The sequence below is a fragment of the uncultured Psychrobacter sp. genome (assembly GCF_947488565.1).
Classification (GTDB): Bacteria; Pseudomonadota; Gammaproteobacteria; order Pseudomonadales; family Moraxellaceae; genus Psychrobacter; species Psychrobacter saeujeotis.
The window spans coordinates 1-23,814 of the sequence record NZ_CANKZC010000003.1 but is presented as its reverse complement, the minus strand read 5'-3'; the positions used below and the strand labels follow the sequence as shown (position 1 = coordinate 23,814).

The following is a 23,814-nucleotide window of genomic DNA, read 5'->3' as shown; positions in this document are numbered from 1 at the left end:
ACATCAGCATCGTTTATGAAAAAGTCATTTTAAATGCCTCTTCATTAAAGCCGCAAAGCAATATAGGCTGCGCTTTTTTATCGTCCAGCCCTCCCTCTACGATTGGTCGTTTAATCATGCTGGTATTTTCTATGAGCAAATCAATGGCACTCTCTACATTGGCATCAGCCACCTGTTTTTGCTCATCTGTCAGCTTGCGCCACGTGGTTCCGCGCCTGTTTAGCACTTTATCAATACCAAGCTCATCTACCCAGCGCTGTACGCTTTGCTTATCGATGCCTTGCTTTTTATAATCATGAAAATCATAGCTTACATTTAGCTCATCAAGCTTGGTAAAGGCTTTTTTCATGGTGCTACAAGATTTGATACCGTAAATAGTGATGGTCATCGCCTTTCCTTATTAATTTATGTTTTTTATAATATTTAAATATTGTCGCGGGCTGATAATAGTCAAACTTCAACAATCAAATGTACTATTCAAACAGCAAAACGATTGATTAAAGACAATACCATATCATCGCAATTTTCACCGAATTAGGCTATGCTATGGCATTGGAAAATTTCACCCCATTTATCTGTAATATTCAATTTCGAGCCGACTATGAGCAATACTGTGACATCCGATCAAATACAAAACAATCATTACAATCCACAAGCAATAGAAACGGCGCAGCAAGCCAAATGGGCAACAGACAAACGCTTTGAAGTGGGTAATGAGCCAAGCGACAAGCCTGCTCGCTATATGCTCTCGATGTTCCCGTACCCAAGCGGCAAGCTGCATATGGGTCACGTGCGTAACTATACCATCTCTGATGTCTTAAGCCGTTACTATCGTCTTAAGGGTTTTGATGTCATGCAGCCAATGGGCTGGGATGGTTTTGGCTTGCCAGCAGAAAACGCAGCTATCGCCAACCAAACGCCCCCTGCTGAATGGACGTTTACCAATATTGACAACATGCGTGCACAGCTCAAACTGCTTGGTTTGTCCATTGATTGGTCACGTGAATTTGCCACTTGTAGCCCTGAGTATTATCAGTGGGAGCAGTGGTTGTTTTTACAGTTATACAAAAAAGGCTTGGTCTACAAAAAGCTTGCGACAGTCAACTGGGATCCGGTCGACAATACCGTCCTTGCCAACGAACAAGTCATTGATGGTAAAGGCTGGCGTAGTGGCGCTGCAGTTGAAAAGCGCGACATCCCCATGTATTACTTTAACATCACTGATTATGCCGATGAGCTGCTTGATGATTTAGACCAGTTAGAAGGTCACTGGCCCTCTGAAGTACTGACGATGCAGCGCAATTGGATTGGTCGTAGTGCGGGTATGGAAGTACATTTCCCTTATGAGCTGGCTGGCGAAACCAATACTTTAGACGTGTTCACTACTCGCCCTGATACTTTAATGGGTGTGACTTATGTGGCAGTCGCGGCCGAGCATCCACTGGCTCAATATGCCGCCGAAAAAGATGACGTCATCGCGCAGTTTAATGCGCTATGTAAAAAAGGCTCAGTCGCTGAAGCAGATTTGGCTAAAGCTGAAAAAATTGGTATGGATACTGGCCTTACCGTGACGCATCCATTGACGGGCGAAAAAGTGCCGGTTTGGGTCGCTAACTATGTACTGATGAGCTATGGCTCAGGTGCGGTAATGGCGGTTCCTGCCCATGATGAGCGCGATTACGAGTTTGCCACCAAATACAATCTACCTATCAAACATGTCATCCAGTCTCCTGATGGTTATGCTGAGTCTGTCATCGCTGACGCCAAAGCAGATGGTTCTGAGCCAAACCTTGCTTATACTGAGCGCAACACCTTAGTCAATTCAGATGAATTTGACGGCATGGATTTTGATCAAGCGTTTGAAGCTATGCTTGCCAAGCTTGAACCACAAGAGCTGGCTAAGAAAAAAATCCAATATCGCCTACGTGACTGGGGTGTTTCTCGCCAGCGCTATTGGGGCTGCCCTATCCCAATGGTCAACTGTGAGCATTGCGGCACGGTCCCTGTTGAAGAGCAGGATTTGCCCGTTGTACTGCCAACTGACGTCGTTCCAGACGGCCGCGGTAATCCACTTAAAAACATACCTGAGTTTGTGAATACTACTTGCCCTAAGTGTGGCAATCCTGCTGAGCGTGAAACGGATACGTTTGACACCTTCGTTGAGTCAAGCTGGTACTACGCGCGCTTTGCTAGTCCAAACGATGCGCAAAATATGGTCAACAAATCTGCTGCCAATAAATGGCTGCCTGTCGATCAATATATCGGCGGTGTTGAGCATGCGGTTATGCATCTACTTTATGCGCGCTTTTTCCATAAATTGATGCGCGATGAGTCTCTAGTATCAGGTGATGAGCCATTTGCCAATTTAATGACGCAAGGTATGGTACTTGCTGGTACTTTCTACCGCGTCAATGCTGATGGCAGTACCACATATTATTTCACTGAAGATGTTGAGATTGATTACAACGAACGTGGTCAGCCGATTAAAGCTATTTTAAAAACTGACGGACAGCCAGTCACGATTGGTAAAATCGAAAAGATGTCTAAGTCAAAAAACAATGGTGCCGATCCGCAAATCACTATTGATAAGTATGGCGCTGATACGGTGCGTCTATATACGCTATTTACCGCCCCTGCCGATCAAACGCTAGAATGGTCAGATGACGCACTAAAAGGTCCGTATAACTTTGTTAAAAAGGTTTGGCGTATCGCAACTGAGCATATGCAAGCGTTAGCAGCGGCCAATTTGAGTCTTGATACGCTAAATAATGAAGCGCTGCAAACTGACGGCCTAAGCAAAGAAGCGAAAAACTTACGTCGCAAGACGCATGAGACAATTGCTAAGATTGATAGTGACTTGGGTGATCGTTTGGCCTTGAACACTCCAGTATCAAGCCTTATGGAACTTGCAAACGAGCTTGCAAGCTTTAAAGCAACCAATGAGCAAGACCTACAAGTACAGCATGAGGCTTTGATTGACTTATTAATTATGTTGTCAGTCTATGCCCCGCACGTCGGTGAGCACTTAATTGAGCAGTTGGGACTCGATACGGTCACGCTAAATTATCCAGCCGTTGACGAAAGCGCACTTGTGCAAGACACGATCACGATGGTGGTGCAAGTCAATGGTAAAATGCGCGGTAAGATGGATGTCGCCCCTAACAGCGATCCTGCGCTGCTAAAAGCGCAGGCAAAAGAGATTGAAGGTGTGGCAAAATTCTTAACGGGTGACATCAAAAAAGAAATCGTTGTCCCTAATAAATTGGTCAATATCGTGGTGGTAGGTTAGATCTTTTAGGCTTGGAGGTTTTGATGACCCCAAGCCTTTTTAAAACGTAAGGATAGCGATTATGTCGTATAAGCATCAAGCTGCACAGTCACAACCCAAAAGCGCAAGCGCACAAAAACTAGCGACAGCGTTACTTGCCGCTTTGCCAATGATGACAGTACTTGGTGCCGCGACAGCACTTAGTGGCTGCGGCTTTCAATTACGTGGTTACGATACACCAATGCTATTTGATGTTGCCAAAACAGCAGTGATTGTTGAAGATGATCGCACCTCCTTTCCTTTAAAATTGCCATTAACACGGCGCTTAGAAGCCTTGGGGGTCGATGTCATTGATAACATGACTCTGACCGATGTAGCGAACAACAACCAGAGTACTGATGCTGCACCAATCGCTGCTATTACAGTAAAAAACATACGTTTTAAGCGTTATGAGCTGGTTGGCGTATTAACAGAGATTCGCTTAGTCTTGACAGCAGATGTTAATTATCAAACTGTCGAAAATGGCAAACCTGTGACTTTAACCAATCCAATCCAAGTCGAGCGTAGCTATCAGTATAATGAGGCGTCCGTCAGTACTGATGATCAGCAAGGCGACCAAATCCGCGATTGGCTTTATGATAGCTTGGCACGCCGGATCACAGATCAATATGTGGCCATATCTTTACCTAAGGTTACTCCTAACTCAGCTCCGATGATTGAAAGCTCAGAGACTACCAACATTGTTGCACCCAACCCTTAGATCGGTAGCTCAAGCTATTATTGTTTACTTTTATACCTTAATTTTTCAACCTTAAAAGGTTATGGCTCAATCCTTATGCAAGATACCTTTATACAAGCCTATCCAAAGCTACTACAACCTACCGTTGCAGTGGCTGGCTTGTGGCTTGCACATGGTGATGAGCCGTTACTGAGTCAATGGCTTATCGATGCCATGCGTCCACACTGGCGCGCACAAAACTACGCGATTAAGCGTATTGAGCTGGTATCAGTTAAAAGCTGGCAAGAAGTTTTGTCAGAGCTGGGTAGCCAATCTTTATTCGACGATGCCAGCGCGCTCATCGTGACGGGCAACCATAAACCAGATAAAGCCGTCATCGCTGAGCTAGAACGCTTCGCTCAAGATGCGCAGACAGGTGCGCATAGTCATAGTTTGTTATGGTTAACAACCAAGCAAGACAAGCGCGCTCAGAGCAGTAAATGGTTTGCACCGTTTGCTCAATATGGTCACGTTATTGATTGCAATTTATATAATGAACAACAACGTCAGCAACTATTGCAGATACAAGCACAGCAGTTTGGCTTGAAACTATCGCAAGAAGCGTGGCAACTACTCATGTCCCATACCGAGCATCATATCCTAAGTGCTTATCAAACATTATGGCGATTGTCTTATCTGTTCGCACCGCAATTGATGGCAAATAGCGATGAGACTACAGAAAACAACATCTCTAAGCCTGCTACCAACGTCGCCTTAGACGTCAAAGACTTACAAGCTGCCTTAGTCAATGATGCCCACTTTAGCGTGTTCGATTTATCGGATGCGATGCTTGCAGGTAATAGCGCGCAAGTAGCGAAGATCATGTTTCAGCTCAAAGCGACTGATGAGCCAACGACCTTAGTATTATGGGCGATCAGTAAAGACATGCGCCAAATTATGCAACTGATGGATGGACAAGACCCGCAAGCACTTGGTATTTGGCGTAGCAAACAAGGCTTATATCAGCAGGCGTGCCGCCGCCAAACAAGAGCGCAAATAGCCAAATGGCCTGCCCTCTTGTATCGCTGTGATCAAGCAATAAAAGGTCTTGTTCGTCAGCCAGCTTGGGAGCTACTATTACAAGCAGCATTAGAGCTATCAGGGCGCAGGTTGTTCGCTATGCAATAAGTAACAGAAATATATTTCATCCGCTCTTTATAAGTATTATTGTAAAACCAATTACATCAACAATTACGACCGTCCTCTTTCTTATTTTTCGACTGATCTTTATATAGCCTACTCCAGTTAATCTATCTTCAGCCTCAACTTACCTTCTACACTTTTGTTTTTTTAGAGCAACCTTAACCTTTCGCAAACTAATTATGATTCCATTTTGCCTATCAAGGCTCTATCATACCTACACTTGTGTTCACTGTGATTGGATTGTTTTTTATGCGCAAAATAAGCAAAAAGTCTGCTATCAAATGGAGTGTTATCGCTTTAATTGTCTTAGCACTAGGGGCTTTAGCCTATACCTTTTTCAAACCGAAAGAGACCATACCTAATTATCTGACTGCCACGGCTGACATTGGCGATATTGAAAACAATGTCATGGCCTCTGGCAAAGTTAAAGCGCTGAATACCGTTGACGTCGGTGCACAGGTGTCTGGTGAAGTTAAACGTCTTTATGTTGAGGTCGGCGATGAAGTACAAGAAGGCGATCTCATTGCTCAGATCGATCAAGTCACGCAAAAAAACAACTTAAGTAATGAGCAAGCAAGCCTTGAGCAAAGTGAAGCCGCCATTCAAAGCGCACAAGCAGAATATTTAAGTCGACAAGCCAGCCTTAAAAGCGCATATGCCGATCTTGCCAGCCGTCAATCTGAGCTCAAACAAGCACAGTCTGATTTTGCTCGCTTACAAGATTTGGTTGCCATTGACGCAATATCACAGCAGGAGTATGACACCCAAGCGACGAGTGTTGAGACAGCCAAAGCTGCTGTTGCCAATGCACGTGCAGCTATCGATACAGCTAAGGCCGCTATCGCCACCACAGAAGCAAACATTAATAGTCAGCAAGCAGCACTACGCAAATCCCAAACCAACGTCAGCACCGCTGAGGAAGACTTAAGCTATACCACTATTCGTGCGCCAATGTCAGGCACTGTAGTCTCTGTTACTACCGAACAGGGCACTACAGTCAATGCCAATCAAACCGCACCGACCATCGTTACCTTAGCAGACTTATCGACAGTACGTATCAACGCGCAGATTTCTGAAGCTGATGTAATCAATGTTAAAGCTGGTATGCCAGTCTATTTCAACATCATTGGTAATCCTGATCAAAAGTTTGACTCTATACTCAAAGCCATTGAGCCTGCACCTGAGAACATTAGTGACACCAGTTCAACGGATTCTGCGATTTACTATGTGGGTTATATCGAAGTGCCTAATACAGATCGGCGCTTTCGTATTGACATGACAGCACAGGTTTATATCGTTATCGATCAAGCAACAGACGCCCTGCTAATCCCTGCCGCTGCCCTACAACCAGTTGGCAAAACGGACAAAGTTGCTACTAAAAACGATGATCCAAACGTAAAAACGGGTAAGGTTCGCGTCCTCAAACCAGACGGTGAAGTGGCCGAGCAGATAGTAAAAACTGGCATCAACAATCGTGTTGATGTACAAATTTTGAGCGGCTTGAATAAAGGTGATGAAGTGATTTTAAGCGAAGAAGATTCAGCCAACGGTCAAAGCAGCAGAGGTGGTAGACCGTTCTAACCATCAAGGTTTATAAGATGAGCTTTAATCTTAATTGCTCGGTGTTTGCAATTTTTTACGTCAGCAATTTTTTAGTAGTATGCATATAGGTAGCATCGCAAATGAGTCATAAAACCTCTGATCTTAAAACCGCAGCAGACGCTCCATTAATGCAGGTCAAAGGACTGATAAGAGAGTTCAAAGCTGGCGAGCAAACCATTCGCGTGCTCCACGATATTGATTTGACCATTAATCAAGGTGAGATGGTGGCCATTATCGGTCAGTCAGGCTCTGGCAAGTCAACTTTGATGAATATTTTGGGCTGCTTAGATCAAGCGACAGCTGGCGAATATAAGATATATGGACAATCTGTTAATCGCTTGGACGCTGATGAATTGGCTAAGCTACGCCGTGAGCATTTTGGTTTTATTTTTCAACGCTATCATTTGCTTGGCGATATTAGCGCACGAGACAATGTCTCTGTACCAGCGGTATACGCTGGCATGGATGGACAAGCGCGCAGTGAACGAGCCGAGAAGCTATTAGCGGATTTGGGCTTAGCAGATAAAGTGAATAACCGTCCAAACCAGCTATCTGGTGGGCAACAGCAACGTGTGTCTATTGCCCGCGCTCTTATGAACGGCGGTGATATCATCTTAGCAGATGAGCCAACTGGCGCGCTAGATAGTAAGTCGGGCGAAGATGTCATGCAGATTTTGCATGATTTAAATGCTCAAGGCCATACCATTATTATGGTTACTCACGATCCCAATCTAGCTGCGCAAGCCGAACGTGTCATTGAACTCAAAGATGGCTATGTTATTGCTGACTATAAAAATGATAATTATCAACAAATACAAGCGCAGCCTGAACCGATATTAGACAATCATCGCAAAAGCGCTTTTAGTAGCTTTATTGATCGCTTATTTGAAGCCTTTAAGATGTCATTACTAGCGATGCGCGCCCATAAGATGCGCACCTTACTTACGATGCTTGGGATTATTATCGGTATCGCCTCAGTGGTATCCGTGGTTGGACTCGGTAAAGGCTCACAAGCGCAGATTTTAACCAACATCAGCTCCCTTGGTACCAATACTATTACGGTCAGTGATGGCTACCCCTATGGCGATCCACGGCGTCAGTACAATGATGACAATTTGACCCCGCAGGATGCTCAAGCTGTTGCAGATCAGCCCTATGTCATTAGTGTTAGCCCTCAACTCGATAGCAATATGAATGTACGCTATCGTAGCGTACAAGAAGCCGCTAGTGTCAGTGGTGTCGGAGAGGACTATCTTAGTGTCAGTGGTGAGTCGCTGATTCAAGGGCAAGGTTTTGACGAGCAAAGTATCTTGCGGCGTACGCAAGATATTATTATTGACGACAATGCCAAAAACACCTTTTTTCCAGATATTGCCAACCCCATTGGTGAGGTGCTATTAATAGGCAGTGTACCAGGACGTGTGATTGGTGTCCTCGCCCCTAACAATAGTGGCTTTAGCCGTAGTGTCGACTCACCAACGCTGTATATGCCGTATACGACAATGATGTCTCGTATCAAAGGTGGCGCATACATTGAGAGCTTTGTAGCATTAATTGATGACAATATCTCTTCTTCGGCTGCTGAGTCCGCTATCTCCCAATTAATGATAAGTCGTCATGGCACTGATGATTTTCGTATACGTAATTCAGATTCTATTCGCCAAACCATTGAATCTACTACCACGGCAATGACTTTATTAATTTCATCCATTGCTATTATCTCGTTAGTGGTCGGTGGAATCGGTGTGATGAATATCATGCTGGTATCAGTCACTGAGCGTACCAACGAGATTGGTGTACGGATGGCAGTCGGTGCACGTCAAAGTGACATTATGCAGCAGTTTTTGATCGAAGCTGTACTGGTCTGTATTTTGGGCGGGCTGCTGGGTATCGGACTGGCATTTGCTATCGGTGAAATCATTAATAATTTTGCTGGTGATAGCTTTAAAGTGATTTACTCACCAACTTCTATCATTGCCGCCTTCGTTTGTTCAACGCTTATCGGAGTAGTTTTTGGCTTTTTACCTGCTCGCAATGCAGCTAAACTGGATCCTGTTGAAGCACTTTCTAGAGATTAGCAGCAGATGATCGATATCATATGCCAAAATATACGCTACGTAAAATAGAGAGAATGAAAAAACGTTAAAAAAATAGAAGAATTTACACAAGATTTGGACTTTTTTTATAAAGCGGGGTTGTAATTGCCACAATAATATATATAATGTGCTCTCACGTTTAGGGATACAAAATTTCTGAACGAGAAGCCAAGCTTAATGCCTCTTTTAATATTGACAACTTGATATATAAAGAAGTTAAGCTTTTAGAATTTCCCTTTAAGGAAAATTCTCTTGCATACAGTCAGATACATTGATTATATGCATAAGTATTAGAAAATCCTATTTAAAGGATTTTCTCTTGCGAAGCTAAAAAAGCAGTGCTTTTTTATACGCTTCTCAGGGCCGATAGCTCAGTTGGTAGAGCAGTTGACTTTTAATCAATTGGTCCCGCGTTCGAGTCGCGGTCGGCCCACCATATTTAGTTTGATGCTTATTTATCGTTCTACCCTACCCGGTAGTTGGTTTATAAGTAAAAAGATACCTCGAAGGTATCAAGTTTTATGTAGTTTCCCTCTAAGGAAATTATTCTTGCAGACAGTCAGATACATTGATTATATGCATAAGTATTAGAAAATCCTATTTAAAGGACTTTCTCTTGCGAAGCTAAAAAAGCAGTGCTTTTTTTATACGCTTCTCAGGGCCGATAGCTCAGTTGGTAGAGCAGTTGACTTTTAATCAATTGGTCCCGCGTTCGAGTCGCGGTCGGCCCACCATATTTGAAAAGCCCTGTCACTATATCGTATAGTGATAGGGCTTTTTTTCGTTTGTTATTTTTTAACGTTTATTCATTCTTTAACGCTTAGTATAGCGATTGCGCTTAAAGAGATTAAAACCAGCATTTCTTCGCCATAGCAGTTTATGTTTAATCGTATCTTTCACTGTACGCGGCTCCTTAGGAGCTTGAGCAATCAACATATCGAAAGTTGCTTCATCTATAGGCAGCTGACGCCCATGTGCCATCATGACTATTGAAGGCTTTAGATCCTTTATCCGTTGCAAAGATTGAATGTAGATTTTAGGATCATAAATAGGAAAAGGTGCGACAAACTTGTGGCGCAGTTTGATAATTAAGTCTGCTGTATATACTTGCCGGCTTGGCATATGAAATAGTGATAAATCTCTATCTGTATGCCCTGGCGTCTCAATGACCTGCCATTCCTCGAAACCCGGTATATGGTCTTTACCCTTGACGGTGATATCGGGTTTAAGATGAGCTGGATAATACAAATTCTTAGGTGGACGTCCTTGTCGTTTAGCGACGTATTGAGCAAGGCTCATATCCACAACATGCATGGTACGGCCAGCGATACCTTTATACCATTGATTATCTTTGTCCGCAGATACGATTATACAGCCTGTCGCTTCTCTGAATTTATGCGCGCCACCAGCATGATCTGGATGCATATGAGTGACCACAACAACTTTTAGATCCTTTATCGGTCGCTGCAACGTCGTCTTAATATAGTCAAGTACCAGCACCACATCAGGTCGACACCCTCCATCTAATAACATAATCTTGTCCGGATATACCGCAAGATACATACTTTGAATATATCCTTCTAAACGCACGATTTCACATAAGCTCATTTGGATTCCCTGCCTCATTATTCATTCTTATCACAAGGCTTCCTTTCAACGTCGATAAAGTCTTTAGTATAGCGTTCATCAACTTAAAATAAACGACTTTGAGTGAACGCTTGTGACTATAGATAACCTTGCAGCAGGCTTAAACCAAAAACTTATATATTTATCAATAAAAAAACAAAAACTCAGCACCGAGGCTGAGTTTAAGATAAAGATTAATAATTATACAGTATTAGCCAACTATGCAAGATCACGAACCTTTGGTTCACGCTCCCATAAGCGTGATTTGGCATTTTCGATGAAAGCATCCAAATCAGCAAGTGGCGTGACAAAACTGTCTTTTTCTACTGGTAGCTTACTTAAGATGAATTCTTCAGTCGCTCCGCAATACGCAATTGCTTTACAATGCACATAAGCATCAGTAAACCAATCTAAGGTCGAGCTGTCTTTTGCTAGTTTCTTGGCTTGGTCTGGCATGATGATACTTACTATTGCATCAAAGAATACCGAAGGTGCGCCTGCTACACGCTCATCTGCTTGTATACGTGTACCGTCGTCTAATTCGACCTCTTTACTCGGTGCAACGATTTTTACCATACCGCCTTGGGCATTGATAGCATCTTCAAACTTCTTGATTTCGCTATGTTTTGAACCCTTAGCAACTAAGATACCAACCAAACGTCCTTTTAAAGATTTGGGCGTACGGCCAATTGTCTGCAACGGCTCAGAAGTTGCCATATCCTGTACGGGCGCTGCAGCATCAGCAGGTTCAGGTAGTTCCATACCCAATGCAGTTGCTACGCGATTTGCCAAGTCTTCATCGATATGTAGCAGATGACCAAGCATACGGGTACGTACATGAGGGGTATCTACTTTACCAAGCTCAAATACGTAAGCAGTCGCAATATGCGCTTGCTCGGCTGGTGTTTGGCTACGATAGAACATACGCGGCTGACTATAGTGGTCTGCAAAACTTTCTGCACGAATGCGTCCTTTAACGCCATCATCTAGCTTTTCATGGAACGACTCAAAGCCCTTTTTGACGCTTTCACGTGGACGATCTAAATCCAAACTTTGTGGCTCATAAAGTACGCGGGTCTTCGGCACTTGCATCTGCATATGTCCATCTTGCTGGTTATTGGCAAATGGGCATTTTGGCGCATTGATTGGAATTTGAGCAAAGTTTGGTGAACCCAGACGCTTAAGCTGCGTATCCAAATAGCTAAACAAACGTCCCTGTAATAACGGATCGTTACTGAAATCGATACCAGGTGGCAAGTGCGATGGACAAAATGCTACTTGCTCTGTTTCAGCAAAGAAATTATCTGGGTTGCGGTTTAAGACCATTTTACCAATAATTTTGACGGGTACCATCTCTTCTGGAATCAGTTTCGTCGCATCTAGATGGTCAAATGGAAACTCATTGGCTTCTTCTTCAGTAAATAACTGAACACCAAACTCCCACTCAAAGTATTTGCCATTATCAATCGCTTCATACATATCACGGCGATTGTAATCAGGGTCAGCGCCAGAAATTTTAACTGCTTCATCCCAAATAAGTGACTGCACACCTGCTACTGGCTTCCAATGAAAACGTACAAAGGTGCTCTTACCATCTTTATCTAAAAGACGATAGCTATGAATGCCAAAGCCTTCCATCATGCTAAAGCTGCGCGGTAAGGCACGATCACTCATCAACCAAATAAGATTATGCATAGTTTCAGGGCTTAATGAAACAAAGTCCCAAAAAGTGTCATGCGCAGAAGCTGCTTGCGGGAAGCCGCGATCTGGTTCTGGTTTTACTGCATGTATTAAATCTGGAAACTTGATAGCATCTTGAATAAAAAAGATTGGCATATTGTTACCAACGATATCCCAGTTACCTTCTTCGGTATAGATTTTTACTGAAAAACCACGCACATCACGCGGCGTATCTTTTGAACCCTTATTACCAGCAACAGTTGAGAAACGAGTAAATAAAGGTGTCTGCTTACCAGTTTCTGTCAAGATTTTCGCTGTCGTATACTCTTCTAATGACTCTGTCAGCTCAAAATAGCCATGAGCAGCACTACCACGAGCATGGACGATACGTTCAGGAATGCGTTCATGATCAAAATGGTTGATCTTCTCACGCATGACGAAATCTTCTAACAAAGTAGGACCGCGCGCGCCAGCTTTTAACGAATTTTGATTATCAGAAATAGCAACGCCTTGTTGCGTTGTCAAAACTTTACCATCCTCGTCTGCACGTTGATGGGTTTCACCGCCATTTCCACGTGCTGGGTTCATATCTTTTGCGGGGTCAGTATGATCGATATTCTTCTTCATAATATATCCTAGCTAATAAATAGGCCTCTTAGGACCATAAGTAAAGTGCTTACACAGTTTTTATATCCTTGGAGATAATGATGACTTCATATGTCGTTCAATTGTCTGTGTTGATAGCACTACCAACTATTGTTAAAACGAAAGTAAATAATAAGTTTCCAAACTATCTTACCCAAAAAATAAGTTGCTTATATGGTGAACCTTGTTGATATTTAGTTAAATTTTATGCATTTAAACTAGAAAGACCTTTATTTTTTTAGCTTACGTCTCTTAAAAAACGATTCTTGTAATGTAGATCTTCTTTAAGGTATTATTTTATGAAGCAATAAACGCCGATGATAAATAACTGGACGCCATCGTTAGCCACCTATTTATCTCTCTTTTATTAAATTATGAGGCTATCTACTATGTCACCGTTACTAACATCATTAACCACATCTGACACTTCTTCTAAGAGCCTTTATCGCTCATTAATACTGGGAACTTCATTAGGTTTAATTGCTCTCACCTTTAGCCAAACAGCTGCAGCTATTACCTCTACAGACATTACCTATAAAGTCGACGACCAGCCTTATCAAGGCTATTACGCCAAAGCTGACCAACCCAATGCGCCTTTTATCTTATTGATTCATGACTGGGATGGATTGACGGACTACGAACGTAAACGTGCTGATATGCTGGCAGAACAAGGTTACAACGTGTTGGCCGCCGATATGTTTGGCACAGGTATTCGCCCCACTGAATTGGAAGATAAAAAACGTTTGACCGCAGCGCTATACGACGATCGCAGTAAAATGCGCCGTATTCTAGCGGCCGCTTTAAACACTGGACAGGCTCAAGGTAATAATGTCCGCGAAGGCGTGACGATGGGTTACTGTTTTGGTGGTACCGTTGCTTTAGAGCTTGCACGATCAGGATTCCCGCAAAAAGCGTTTGTACCCTTTCACGGTGGACTCGAAACTCCAAAGGGTCAAAATTATGATAAAACGAGTGGCGAGATTTTAGTTTTTCATGGATCAGCTGACAAAGCGGTTCCGTTAGAAGACTTCACTGCTTTGGGTAAAACTTTAGAAGCAAGCAAAGTACCTCATGAGATGACTACGTATAGCGGTGCAGTTCATGCCTTTACTGACTTTAATAACCCTGATAGATACAATGCTCGCGCAGACGAGCGCTCTTGGCAGCGTTATTTGGGTTTTTTAGCTGAAGAATATCAATAGCGTTAAGCTATATTATCAGTTAGATTATAAGAGCAGCACGGTTTTGCTGGGTATATTCCCTATTTGTCGTTAATAAGGATAGCTATGTTGTTGGATAATGAGGTATTGCGTGCGCGCACTAGACTATTAGGATCGTTTTTGGGTGAGGCCATTTCTCGCCAATCTGGGCAACAGACGTTAGATACCATTGAGACCTTACGCCAAGGTTTTATTCAAGAGCGCCGCGAGCACAATGAAGAACAAAAGCAACAACTTATCGAGCTCATCGCCTCACTAGACAATAAGACATTAAAAAACGTTATCCGAGCGTTTTCTATTTACTTTTTTTTGGCAAACTTAACCGAAGAAAACTTTTTGCGAGAGCAGCGCCGCACGATGCGTGCAGAGTCGAACCAAAGCTGGGAAGGCTCCTTTCGTCGCACTTTATCAGAGTGCCGCGAGCGTCAGATTGAACCTGCACAAATTAAAGAGCTGATTGATCAATTAAAATTTATGCCCGTTTTTACCGCGCACCCTACCGAAGCGCGCCGCCGTACGACGATGAATATTTTGCAAACGTTATACGAGCACACAGATGCTATGAGTACTTACCCTGAGGGTAGCCTCGCCTATGAGCAGGCCAAACAAAAAACGGCCGAAACCATTGACCTACTGTGGTCGTCAGACGAAGTCCGTACTCGTAAACCCTTGGTCTATGACGAAATAAATAATGGCTTGCATTACTTTGATGCCAGTCTTTTTACCGCTATTCCTAAAGTCTATCGCAATATCAAAGATGCGATCGTAGAGATTTATCCAGAGCTTAGTGATTATGCGCTACCTGCTTTTGTCAATTTTGGCTCTTGGATTGGTGGCGATAGAGACGGCAATCCCTTTGTCACTCATGAGACCACAGAAATGACCGTGTTGATGCATGCCAATACCGTGCTGCGCCATTACCAAGTATTGATCCGAAAGCTGCGCCGCGAGCTGATTCATAGCGATAGTATCGTTACCATCGCGCCCGAGATTTATGAGCGCATCCAAAATTACAGTGAGCTGGATCAGCAGGTGTTTTGTTATAACCCTGATGACTACAATCATGAGCCATACCGTAGATTGTTGTCGCTTATTCTTGCCAAAGTAAAATCCACCAACCAGCATATCCAAAGCCAAGGCACAGACGAGAAGGCAGCACAAAATGCTTATCTGTCACCGACTGCGCTATTGGATGATTTACGTCTTATCCGCAAAAGCGTCAACACACATGATAGCGCCCATGCCGAAGGAATGCTGCTAGATACCATTCGCTTGGTCAAAACCTGTGGCTTTCATCTGGCCGCGCTCGATATTCGCCAAGACTCAGGCTATCATGGTGAGGTCATTGCCAATATTTTTGCCAGCGCCCCTAATTTGCCGGACTACAACACCCTAAATGAGACAGAGCGACAAGAATGGCTGACCCGTCTGCTACAAAAACCAGGCACGCCGCTGATTTATACCGATAGTTTAAACGAGCAAACCCGTGAGCAGCTAGCGTTGATGCAATCGGTGGCTAAGCTACGTAAACTGGTCGGCGACGATACCTTTGGCAGCTATGTCATCTCGATGACCAATAACGCCAGTCAGCTGCTAGAAGTACTGCTGCTGATGCGTTTTGCGGGTTTATCTGGTATCGATGATGACGGACACTTATTTGCCGCCTTGCCAGTAGCGCCATTGTTTGAAACCATCGAAGACCTCAAAAACATCGATAAGATCATGCCAACGGTACTGGACAACCCACTGTATCGCGAGCTGCTTGAGCACTCAGGCAATATTCAAGAGATTATGCTGGGCTACTCGGACTCTTCAAAAGATGGCGGCATTATCACCTCGGCTTGGCAGCTGTATAGCGCCCAGCAAACCATCACTCGTATTGCCAACCATTACGGCATCAGCACCCGTCTATTCCATGGCCGCGGCGGCTCTGTCAGTCGCGGCGGTGGCTCAACCCATCAGGCTATCGCCGCTCAGCCTGCTGGTACGTTAAACGGACAAATCAAGTTTACCGAGCAAGGCGAAGTACTCTATGCCAAGTACGCCAATCCAGATACGGCGGTGTTTGAGCTGACCATGGGTATCACAGGCGCACTAAAAGCCAGCTCGTCACGTTTTGTAGAGCAGCCTACCCATCTTGATAGCTATGAAGCGCTGTTTACTGATCTGGCTGATGCAGGCGAGCAGCAATATCGAACATTGACGGATAATACAGAAGGGTTTTACCAGTTTTACTCCGAAGCCACGCCCGTACAAGAGATCTCTTTACTAAATATCGGCTCACGCCCTGCCCATCGCAAAAAAGGCTTGCCAAGCAAATCAACGATTCGGGCGATACCTTGGGTATTTGGCTGGTCGTTGGCACGCTTTACTCTGCCAGCATGGTATGGGGTCGGCACTGCTTTAGACAGTGTCAAACAAAATGAAGACTTAATGAAAGAGATGCATAAGAACTGGCCATTTTTTAGTGCTTTTATCAGCAATATTGAAATGGCTTTCACCAAATCGGAGATGAATATCGCCTATGCTTATAGTCAGCTGTGTAAAGACGAGCACTTACGCACACAAGTCATGCAGGCCGTCGAGCAAGAGCACGAACTGACCCATTCTGGTCTGAACTCCCTGCTTGAGCAAACCTCATTATTGTCCACACAGCAAGAGCTGGCGTCCTCTTTACGATGGCGTAATGCTTACTTGGACCCGATCAACTATATTCAGATCGAGCTGCTAAAGCGTATGCGACAATCCGATAATAATAATGCTAAAAGTACCGACAAACTGGCCGTAGAAGATCCCCTGATTCGCAGTATCAATGCCCTCGCAGCAGGACTGCGTAATACTGGTTAGAACTTGATACTGATATTAAAATACAATAACCGCTGACTTAGTTAGCGGTTACTTTTTGAAAAACTAAGATTTGATTGTTCGCTGGCATTTGATATTGAGTTATTAATGTTAAATGGTGCGCGTTGGCTAAAGCAATGATATCTTCTTTATGCCGGATACCACTACCAGCATCACGCTGGCGCAAACTGATATCAAACTGCCGGTTACTCGCACTGGTATAGCGTCCATTTTCGTTAAATGGCCCATATACAATCAGCTTACCGTTTATAGGTAAGCTATCGCCAACCAAAATAAAAAGTTGCTGTACCAATGACCACGATATGATATGCAATGTATTGGCCGTAAACACGGCATCATAAGGCTTGCCCATCGTTGAGCTCGGTATCGAATCTGTCGTCAAATCAAACGCGACAGGCGCATGCAAATTCGGCGCAGGATAACGATTTTGCCACGCTTGAATGATAGGGTGATTGTTAGCGACATCGCTGGTTTGCCATTGTAGATGCGGCAATCTTGGTGCAAAGTAAACACTATGCTGACCAGTACCTGAGCCGACTTCTAAGACATAAGTATGCTCTTGTAGCTCTTTTTGCAGTACATCTAAGATAGGTGCTTTATTGTTTTCACACGCTTGCGAAAATGGCATTCCGTCTGGAGCAATGGATTGCGTATTATCTGAATTATTATTAAACACTACGAACATCCTTATAATGCTGTTTTAATAAGGCACTGTTACCAATGATGGATATAGGCAACAACAACCTACCCCATTGACCTAATAGATACCCGCCTCTACACCCGCGGCCAATGTCATTGCCAGCTCTTCTACTTGCTCGCTAAACGTCTCTTGCCAATCGCCTCGTAAAATAAGTGCTTCTTGAATCCACTCCCAACGTAGCCCCGTCGTAATCGTTTGTAGCGCACGTTTGGTCCCTGTGCCATCTTGTCCTGCCCGAATATATAAAGCGAATGGCATCCCCTGCTTTTCTTCGAGCACCGAATAGTAGCAGCGATCAAAAAAATCTTTGGTCAAACCTGCCATATAAGCCAAGTTCTCTGTCGTCCCTAATAATAATGCATCAGCAGCCAATACATCCTCAGGCTGCGTATCTTGGGGCGACTTTAGAATGACATCCATGTCTATATCGGGGTGATTGGCACCACCGTAAGCCGCTTGTGCCAACTTCTCTGTATTCGGTGATGGCGCATGCGCAACAATAAGTAAGGTTTTGGTAGCCATATTAATCACCTTTATAACAGCTAATAGTCATCTTTTGAATAATATCACAACAGATAATTTTGGGAAAAGACACTCAATATCATTCTTATGGAATACTTTTTGCACAATAATTCTCAAAGGTTGCTCAAGTTGTTATGCCTGTTAGTGATAGTGGTTATATAGAATGATCTCATTACACTATTTTACATAGGTATAAGACTTATGCAAATGGACACAGTTTCAAAAACTCGATTACTACAATTTTTCTGTTGCTACAGGTTTTATAGAAATAAAGCTAGTCTATACTCACAATCGCGATACCAAAGTTAAAATTAAACGTTAACTTCTCAACATATGTAAAACGAAACCATATTGTAGTCCTAAAAATTTGAGTAATTGAGTCAATTTGAGTTAAACAAATGGAGTATTTATGAGTATTAGCCAGAATCGATCTGCTAATGGTAATTTATTAAATTTGAATACAGTTTCAGAAGGCAAAATGGTTAGAAGCGACGGTATCGTTGTTAATAATCGTGGTTGTGATATATCTGACTTTATTAAAGTAGAGCCAAATGCTAAATATAACATCTCTAGCGAACAACGCAGAGGTCGTGACACTTTTATTTATATTGCTTACTACAATAGCAATAGAGATTTTATCAAACGGGTATCTGCAAGAGACAGATATTCTAAAAGTATAACCGTTACTGCCCCTACAGATGCTCATTATGCGCGTCTCAATATGAATGGTGGCCGTGCCTACCAACACAAACGTATGTTTATAAAGGATGGCGAAGTACTGCCTCCTCAGGATTTTGAGGGCGTATATCCTGATCCTAATCAGGATACCATCTATTTTAAAAATAATTATAATACGCCTGAAGAAGCGCTTGAAGATGCAGCTAGGCGTGGAGGCGCCAACATTATATTCCCAGATGGTAAGTATGAAGTAGCCCTAAAACCTAGAGTACCTAATATTCGGCTGTTTGGCACGGGTGCAACTTACTTTTATGCTAAATCCAGATCAGCAGTGCTTGAAGTTCGTGAAAGAGGGAATGGCTTTCAAGCGACAGGCATTCATTTTAGAGGTCAAACTATAAAGCATGCTGACACTAACAGCCCATTGGCCACCTCTATCTATTGTATGTGGATATGGGGCAAAGATTGTAAGTTTAGCAACTTTACGTCAGAAGGCGCGATATACGATAGCTTATACATACGTGGCGATGGCCAAATGAACTTTGAAGCCAGTGATTTTAAGATAGGTCCATCTAACAGAAACTGTCTTACTATCGCATCAGGCTTAGGTATAAAGCTTAAAAGTGGCGTCGTTCGGTTTAAAAAACATACATATGTCTATTCTACAAACCCTAGCCGAAACGACCGTGAACCAACCTATGGCGGTTTATACCTTGCCGATATTGAACCACCTACCTCTTCTCTTCAATGGGGCAATGTATTATACGAAAACATCGAGTTTATCAATGCTAGCAACTCGTCTGGAGGTCGACGAATCATAGTACAAGATAACAATCGTAATAATCGCAATTACCTCGATATTACCATCCGTAACTGTCTTATGATCAAAGAAGGTAATCATGATGGACATGCCCCATACATCAGCCTTTCATCAAAATCTAAACAAAAAACATTTAGAGGTATTACTGTTGAAGGTGGTACATATAACAACCGCATTATTATGACATCAAAGTATGAAAAGTTACTTGAAGACTGTACGTTTCAGAATATTAAACTAGATAATACGATATCTTTTGGCTGGCTAATTATCCTTGGTGAAGATTGTATTGCCAGAAATATTAATACTAAAACTAACATTAAAGTTGCAAGCTTTAAAGTTGATCCTTCAACCAATGTCATTGTCCAAAATGTCACAGGTAATAAAAATTATAGTTAATGGTATTTTTATTAGTAGTAACGCAGTTCAATGGTTTAGTACCCAATAAAGTAATAAAGATTATAGGAAAGTTATTGTGAATGAGTTATCAAGAAGAGCCTTTTTACAGCGTTTAAGTTATTTAGCAGGTGCTGGTGTTGTTGCACCTATGGCTATGGGCTTATCAGCTAACAAAGCGAGAGCAGCAACAGCAGGCTCAGACTATAAAGCCTTGGTCTGTGTCCTATTAGACGGAGGTAATGATCAAGCCAATACTTTGATACCTATCGACACATCCAGTTATGCAACTTATCATAAGATACGTCAAGACATTGCATTAGATCGATCAAATGTACTACCTTTAATACCTACAACTCAGCTAGCTGGCGGTTTGAAATGGGGTTTTAACCCTAATCTTAAGCGTCTAAATAGCTTGTTTCACCTAAAAAAACTGGCAGTTTTACAAAACGTAGGATCTTTAGTGCAACCTACCTCAATGGATCAGTATAAGAATCGATCAGTAGCGTTACCCAGAGGCTTATTTGCTCACTATAATCAAAAACAAAACTGGCAAAGCACTGCGTCGGATTCTTTTAGAGAAGGCTGGGGCGGAAGAATTGGTGATGCAATCATAAAACAAAACTCCCATGGAGCGTTTTCTTGTATCAGTACTGATGATGATAATGTATTTCTAACAGGCGAAAAGACCAACCCGTTGAAAGTTACCTCTGATGGTCTCAAAATTACTGGAGGTATTGAAGAAGGGTCATCAGTATCTGGTACGACGAACTTTTCAGAAGCACTAAGAAGTTTATTTACTTCGTCCGATGACAGTACAGTTGCAAATTCCACCAACGAATCAATGATGTTATCTGCTATCCAAGACGCAAAAAATATTTCAACTGAATTTTCAGCCGAAAATACATTAGCGCAACAGTTAAAAACAGTAGCATCACTTATCAAAGCACGAGATAAGCTGGGTGCCAAACGCCAAATATTCTTTGTGAAACTTAAAGGGTTCGACACACATAATGATCTACTTGGGCGACATGATACGTTGATGCGTCTACTTGATGATGCATTAGGAAGTTTTTATGAAGCTACTGAAGAGTTAGGTGTTTCTCAAAATGTTACCACTTTCACCATGTCAGAGTTCGGTCGAACTTTGAATAGTTATGGTAACGGATCAGAGCACGGCTGGGGAAGTCACCATTTCATTATGGGCGGCGCTGTAAAAGGTAGAGATTTTTATGGTCAAGCTCCAGAGATAGGTCTAAATACAGCCATTGATGTCGGTGAAGGTGCATGGTTACCTACGACATCTATCGATCAGTATTCAGCGACTTTGGCTAAATGGTTTGGCGTCTCAGATAACAATCTGACTATGGTAGCGCCGAATTTGCATAAATTCAATAATCAAGATTTAGGCTTTATGTCTAGCTAATTAGTTTTTAAAAAAGCATTTTATGAAAGGTGTTTGAACGTTATAACAGTAATAAAGCTTGCCAGAATTCAATTTTGGCAAGCTTTATCGTTTTAGGTTCATTGTATTACCTTTATAATAAACAGTAGTAGTGCATACCGCCCTCTGCAGCCTATTTGCAGATTATGTTATTCTACGAAAAGTAAACTCTCCTAGTTTTAGTAGAAATTTTAGCTACTTCTAATCAAACAATTAACCTAGAACCTCATATTTCAAATAGGCATCGAACATGTTTATAAAAGAACGTTTTTTCTATTTATCCTTTTTTACTACCATGCTTATGTTCTGTAGTAGTGCGCAAGCTAAAACTCCTGAAGATGAGATCAAAGTAAAAGTATTTATCGCCGCGATGTTTGAAATTGGTGAAAACAGTGGCGATAAAGCCGGCGAATTTCAGCATTGGTATAATCAATATTTTGCAGATAGTAAGCCCATAAAAGTAAAAGGTGCTCATAGCCCAGTCTACTGTAACTCCGAAGGCGTCTGTGGGTCAGTATTAGGCATGGGTAAAGTAGGATCTTCAGCATCTATGCAAGCAATAACACTCTCACCTAAATTTGACTTTACAAAGAGTTATTTCATTCTAAGCGGCGTAGCAGGCACACCGCCTAATAAAGGCACAATAGGAGATGTCAGCTGGGCATCATGGCTGGTGGATTATGATTTAGGTCACCGCTGGAAAGCAGAAGAAGGTGAAAAAGGCGCGCCTACTTTTACGCCGCGCAAAGGCTATGAGGATATTCGTCGCTATCAACTTAACCCTGAACTCCTAAACTGGAATCTACATTTGAGTGAGTCAGTTTCTTTAAAAGATTCAAAAGAAGCCAATGACTATCGAATGAGATACCCCAATGCTGAAGCAAGACGTAGTCCAGCTATAACGGTAGGCACTCATATGACAGGAGATACGTTTTTTCATGGTCCAGGCTTGTCAAAACAAGCTCAATATATCACTGAGCTGTATAACGCAGATGATTACGTGATCACTGAAATGGAAGCCGCTGCCATAGCGCAAGTACTAGATAGAACTACTGGAACTGAACGCATAATGAGCTTACGTGGTGCGGTGAACTTTGATCAAGGTCATCCAAATGAGACTACCCTTCAACATCTAGATCCTGCTCCAGGAGAAACCGCTGGTGGCTTTGCAGAAACCGTGGAGAATATAGTATTGGTAGGATCAGAAACTGTCGATCATATCGTTAATAATTGGGATGTTTGGGAAGATGGTGTGCCAAAACTTGAGCAAAAATAAGAACCAAGATTTAGGTTTTATATATAGCTGATTCATTTCCAAAAAAGCACTTCATGAACGTTATAACAGTAGTAAAGCTTGCCAGAATTCGGTTTTGGCAAGCTTTATCATTTTAGGCTCGTTGTATTACCCCTATACAATTAAACCTAAAATTATCCGAAAAAGTAAAATAGAACTAAGCAAGACAGCCGGTTCGTAACGTTTATCTCAAGCGTCACAAGCTAACTCAATAATGGTCATATGCACTTTACTGCCTCTTCTCACTTCACCTACTATATCCTCAGCCATAGGCTACAACATTAGTTATTGTATCGACAGCTTTGACACCACATTAGTACCGAGATATACACAATCAACATCATCGAAAATCACTTATGTTAGTTTCTAGAATTAATATTCTTTAGAATTAATAGTCACCTTTTGAATAATATCAGGATGGATACTTTTCGCAACCGGGCACATGAGCGCAGTGTTATAAAATATCTTTTGCGTTTTTTCATCAAGCTGTTGATTAAAGGTAATAGCAACATGAACTTCACTGACTCGTCTGGGGTCAGCTGCCATGATTTTGGTCACTTCAGCGGTAGTACCTGCAATATCAACTTCCATATCTTGCGCTTTGATACCAATAATCGTCAGCATACAACTGGCTAAGCTGGTCGCTAGCAAATCAGTCGGTGAAAATGCTTCGCCCTTACCCTGATTATCAGTCGGAGCATCGGTAATGATTTCATTGTTTGATTGCAAATGTATGGCAATAGTACGTAGGTCGCCTTGGTAGGTTACTTTTGATGTTGTCATACTCTATCCTTTCTAAAGAAGTTAACTTAAATATAGAAATAGTGTAATAGAATGCAGCAGCTATGACCAGTAGCTATTCCTTAGAGCCCTACCCAATTCTAGACAAAAAAAGCCCCCTTCTACTCACGTAGAAGGGGGCTTTTGGAATAGAGCGCTGACGATGACCTACTCTCACATGGTCGGAGCCACACTACCATTGGCGCGACGATGTTTCACTTCTGAGTTCGGGAAGGGATCAGGTGGTGCCATCGTGCTAT

General features: G+C 42.6%; 16 protein-coding genes, 2 tRNA genes and 1 rRNA gene. 12 read left to right on the top strand and 7 right to left on the bottom strand.

Annotated elements, in window-relative coordinates; genetic code table 11:
- Positions 1 to 13 precede the first annotated feature (13 nt).
- Entirely contained in the window at positions 14 to 388 is a 375-nt protein-coding gene (locus Q0890_RS07275; protein WP_299219064.1) for an arsenate reductase, read from the bottom strand.
- Positions 389 to 601: 213 nt separating this feature from the next.
- Between Q0890_RS07275 and leuS the strand changes: the two genes are divergently transcribed.
- From leuS to Q0890_RS07240, 7 genes are all read left to right on the top strand, one after another.
- On the top strand, positions 602 to 3,289 hold the full coding sequence (leuS, locus tag Q0890_RS07270) for a leucine--tRNA ligase (protein WP_299219062.1): 2,688 nt from the start codon (positions 602 to 604) through the stop codon (positions 3,287 to 3,289).
- 61 nt (positions 3,290 to 3,350) lie between these two features.
- A complete protein-coding gene (locus tag Q0890_RS07265; protein ID WP_299219060.1) occupies positions 3,351 to 4,028 on the top strand; it encodes a hypothetical protein in 678 nt (225 codons plus the stop codon).
- A 75-nt stretch (positions 4,029 to 4,103) separates the two neighbouring features.
- Complete coding sequence (holA, locus tag Q0890_RS07260) at positions 4,104 to 5,174, top strand: DNA polymerase III subunit delta (protein WP_299219057.1); 1,071 nt, start codon at positions 4,104 to 4,106, stop codon at positions 5,172 to 5,174.
- Positions 5,175 to 5,438: 264 nt separating this feature from the next.
- Positions 5,439 to 6,770 (top strand): efflux RND transporter periplasmic adaptor subunit, encoded by a 1,332-nt coding sequence (locus tag Q0890_RS07255; protein ID WP_299219055.1) that lies wholly within the window; start codon positions 5,439 to 5,441, stop codon positions 6,768 to 6,770.
- A gap of 101 nt (positions 6,771 to 6,871) precedes the next feature.
- A complete protein-coding gene (locus Q0890_RS07250; RefSeq protein WP_299219053.1) occupies positions 6,872 to 8,869 on the top strand; it encodes a MacB family efflux pump subunit in 1,998 nt (665 codons plus the stop codon).
- A gap of 378 nt (positions 8,870 to 9,247) precedes the next feature.
- A tRNA-Lys gene (locus Q0890_RS07245) sits at positions 9,248 to 9,323 on the top strand.
- 222 nt (positions 9,324 to 9,545) lie between these two features.
- A tRNA-Lys gene (locus tag Q0890_RS07240) sits at positions 9,546 to 9,621 on the top strand.
- A gap of 79 nt (positions 9,622 to 9,700) precedes the next feature.
- Here the strand turns inward: Q0890_RS07240 and Q0890_RS07235 are convergent.
- On the bottom strand, positions 9,701 to 10,495 hold the full coding sequence (locus Q0890_RS07235) for an MBL fold metallo-hydrolase (protein ID WP_299219051.1): 795 nt from the start codon (positions 10,493 to 10,495) through the stop codon (positions 9,701 to 9,703).
- 237 nt (positions 10,496 to 10,732) lie between these two features.
- Entirely contained in the window at positions 10,733 to 12,820 is a 2,088-nt protein-coding gene (locus Q0890_RS07230; RefSeq protein ID WP_299219049.1) for a catalase, read from the bottom strand.
- A gap of 407 nt (positions 12,821 to 13,227) precedes the next feature.
- Here Q0890_RS07230 and Q0890_RS07225 point away from each other — a divergent pair, with 407 nt between their 5' ends.
- Both Q0890_RS07225 and ppc read left to right on the top strand, forming a co-directional pair.
- Positions 13,228 to 14,040, top strand: a complete 813-nt coding sequence (locus Q0890_RS07225) for a dienelactone hydrolase family protein (RefSeq protein WP_299219047.1) — start codon at positions 13,228 to 13,230, stop codon at positions 14,038 to 14,040.
- Between the two features lie 84 nt (positions 14,041 to 14,124).
- Positions 14,125 to 16,905: a phosphoenolpyruvate carboxylase gene (gene ppc / locus Q0890_RS07220; protein WP_299219045.1), complete on the top strand. Its 2,781-nt coding sequence runs from the start codon at positions 14,125 to 14,127 to the stop codon at positions 16,903 to 16,905.
- 37 nt (positions 16,906 to 16,942) lie between these two features.
- On the opposite strand, the gene Q0890_RS07215 is transcribed toward ppc, so the two are convergent.
- Positions 16,943 to 17,551 (bottom strand): DUF938 domain-containing protein, encoded by a 609-nt coding sequence (locus tag Q0890_RS07215; protein WP_299219839.1) that lies wholly within the window; start codon positions 17,549 to 17,551, stop codon positions 16,943 to 16,945.
- A gap of 129 nt (positions 17,552 to 17,680) precedes the next feature.
- Positions 17,681 to 18,145 carry a flavodoxin family protein gene (locus Q0890_RS07210; protein WP_299219044.1) on the bottom strand — a complete coding sequence of 155 codons (465 nt, stop codon included), beginning with the start codon at positions 18,143 to 18,145 and terminating at the stop codon, positions 17,681 to 17,683.
- A gap of 409 nt (positions 18,146 to 18,554) precedes the next feature.
- Between Q0890_RS07210 and Q0890_RS07205 the strand changes: the two genes are divergently transcribed.
- From Q0890_RS07205 to Q0890_RS07195, 3 genes are all read left to right on the top strand, one after another.
- Positions 18,555 to 20,039 carry a hypothetical protein gene (locus tag Q0890_RS07205; RefSeq protein ID WP_299219042.1) on the top strand — a complete coding sequence of 495 codons (1,485 nt, stop codon included), beginning with the start codon at positions 18,555 to 18,557 and terminating at the stop codon, positions 20,037 to 20,039.
- A gap of 76 nt (positions 20,040 to 20,115) precedes the next feature.
- Positions 20,116 to 21,462, top strand: a complete 1,347-nt coding sequence (locus tag Q0890_RS07200) for a DUF1501 domain-containing protein (RefSeq protein ID WP_299219040.1) — start codon at positions 20,116 to 20,118, stop codon at positions 21,460 to 21,462.
- 268 nt (positions 21,463 to 21,730) lie between these two features.
- Positions 21,731 to 22,756 carry a purine nucleoside permease gene (locus tag Q0890_RS07195; RefSeq protein ID WP_299219038.1) on the top strand — a complete coding sequence of 342 codons (1,026 nt, stop codon included), beginning with the start codon at positions 21,731 to 21,733 and terminating at the stop codon, positions 22,754 to 22,756.
- 390 nt (positions 22,757 to 23,146) lie between these two features.
- Here the strand turns inward: Q0890_RS07195 and Q0890_RS07190 are convergent, their stop codons facing one another.
- A complete protein-coding gene (locus Q0890_RS07190; protein WP_299219036.1) occupies positions 23,147 to 23,557 on the bottom strand; it encodes an OsmC family protein in 411 nt (136 codons plus the stop codon).
- Between the two features lie 152 nt (positions 23,558 to 23,709).
- A 5S ribosomal RNA gene (gene rrf, locus Q0890_RS07185) occupies positions 23,710 to 23,814 on the bottom strand; the annotation flags it as partial.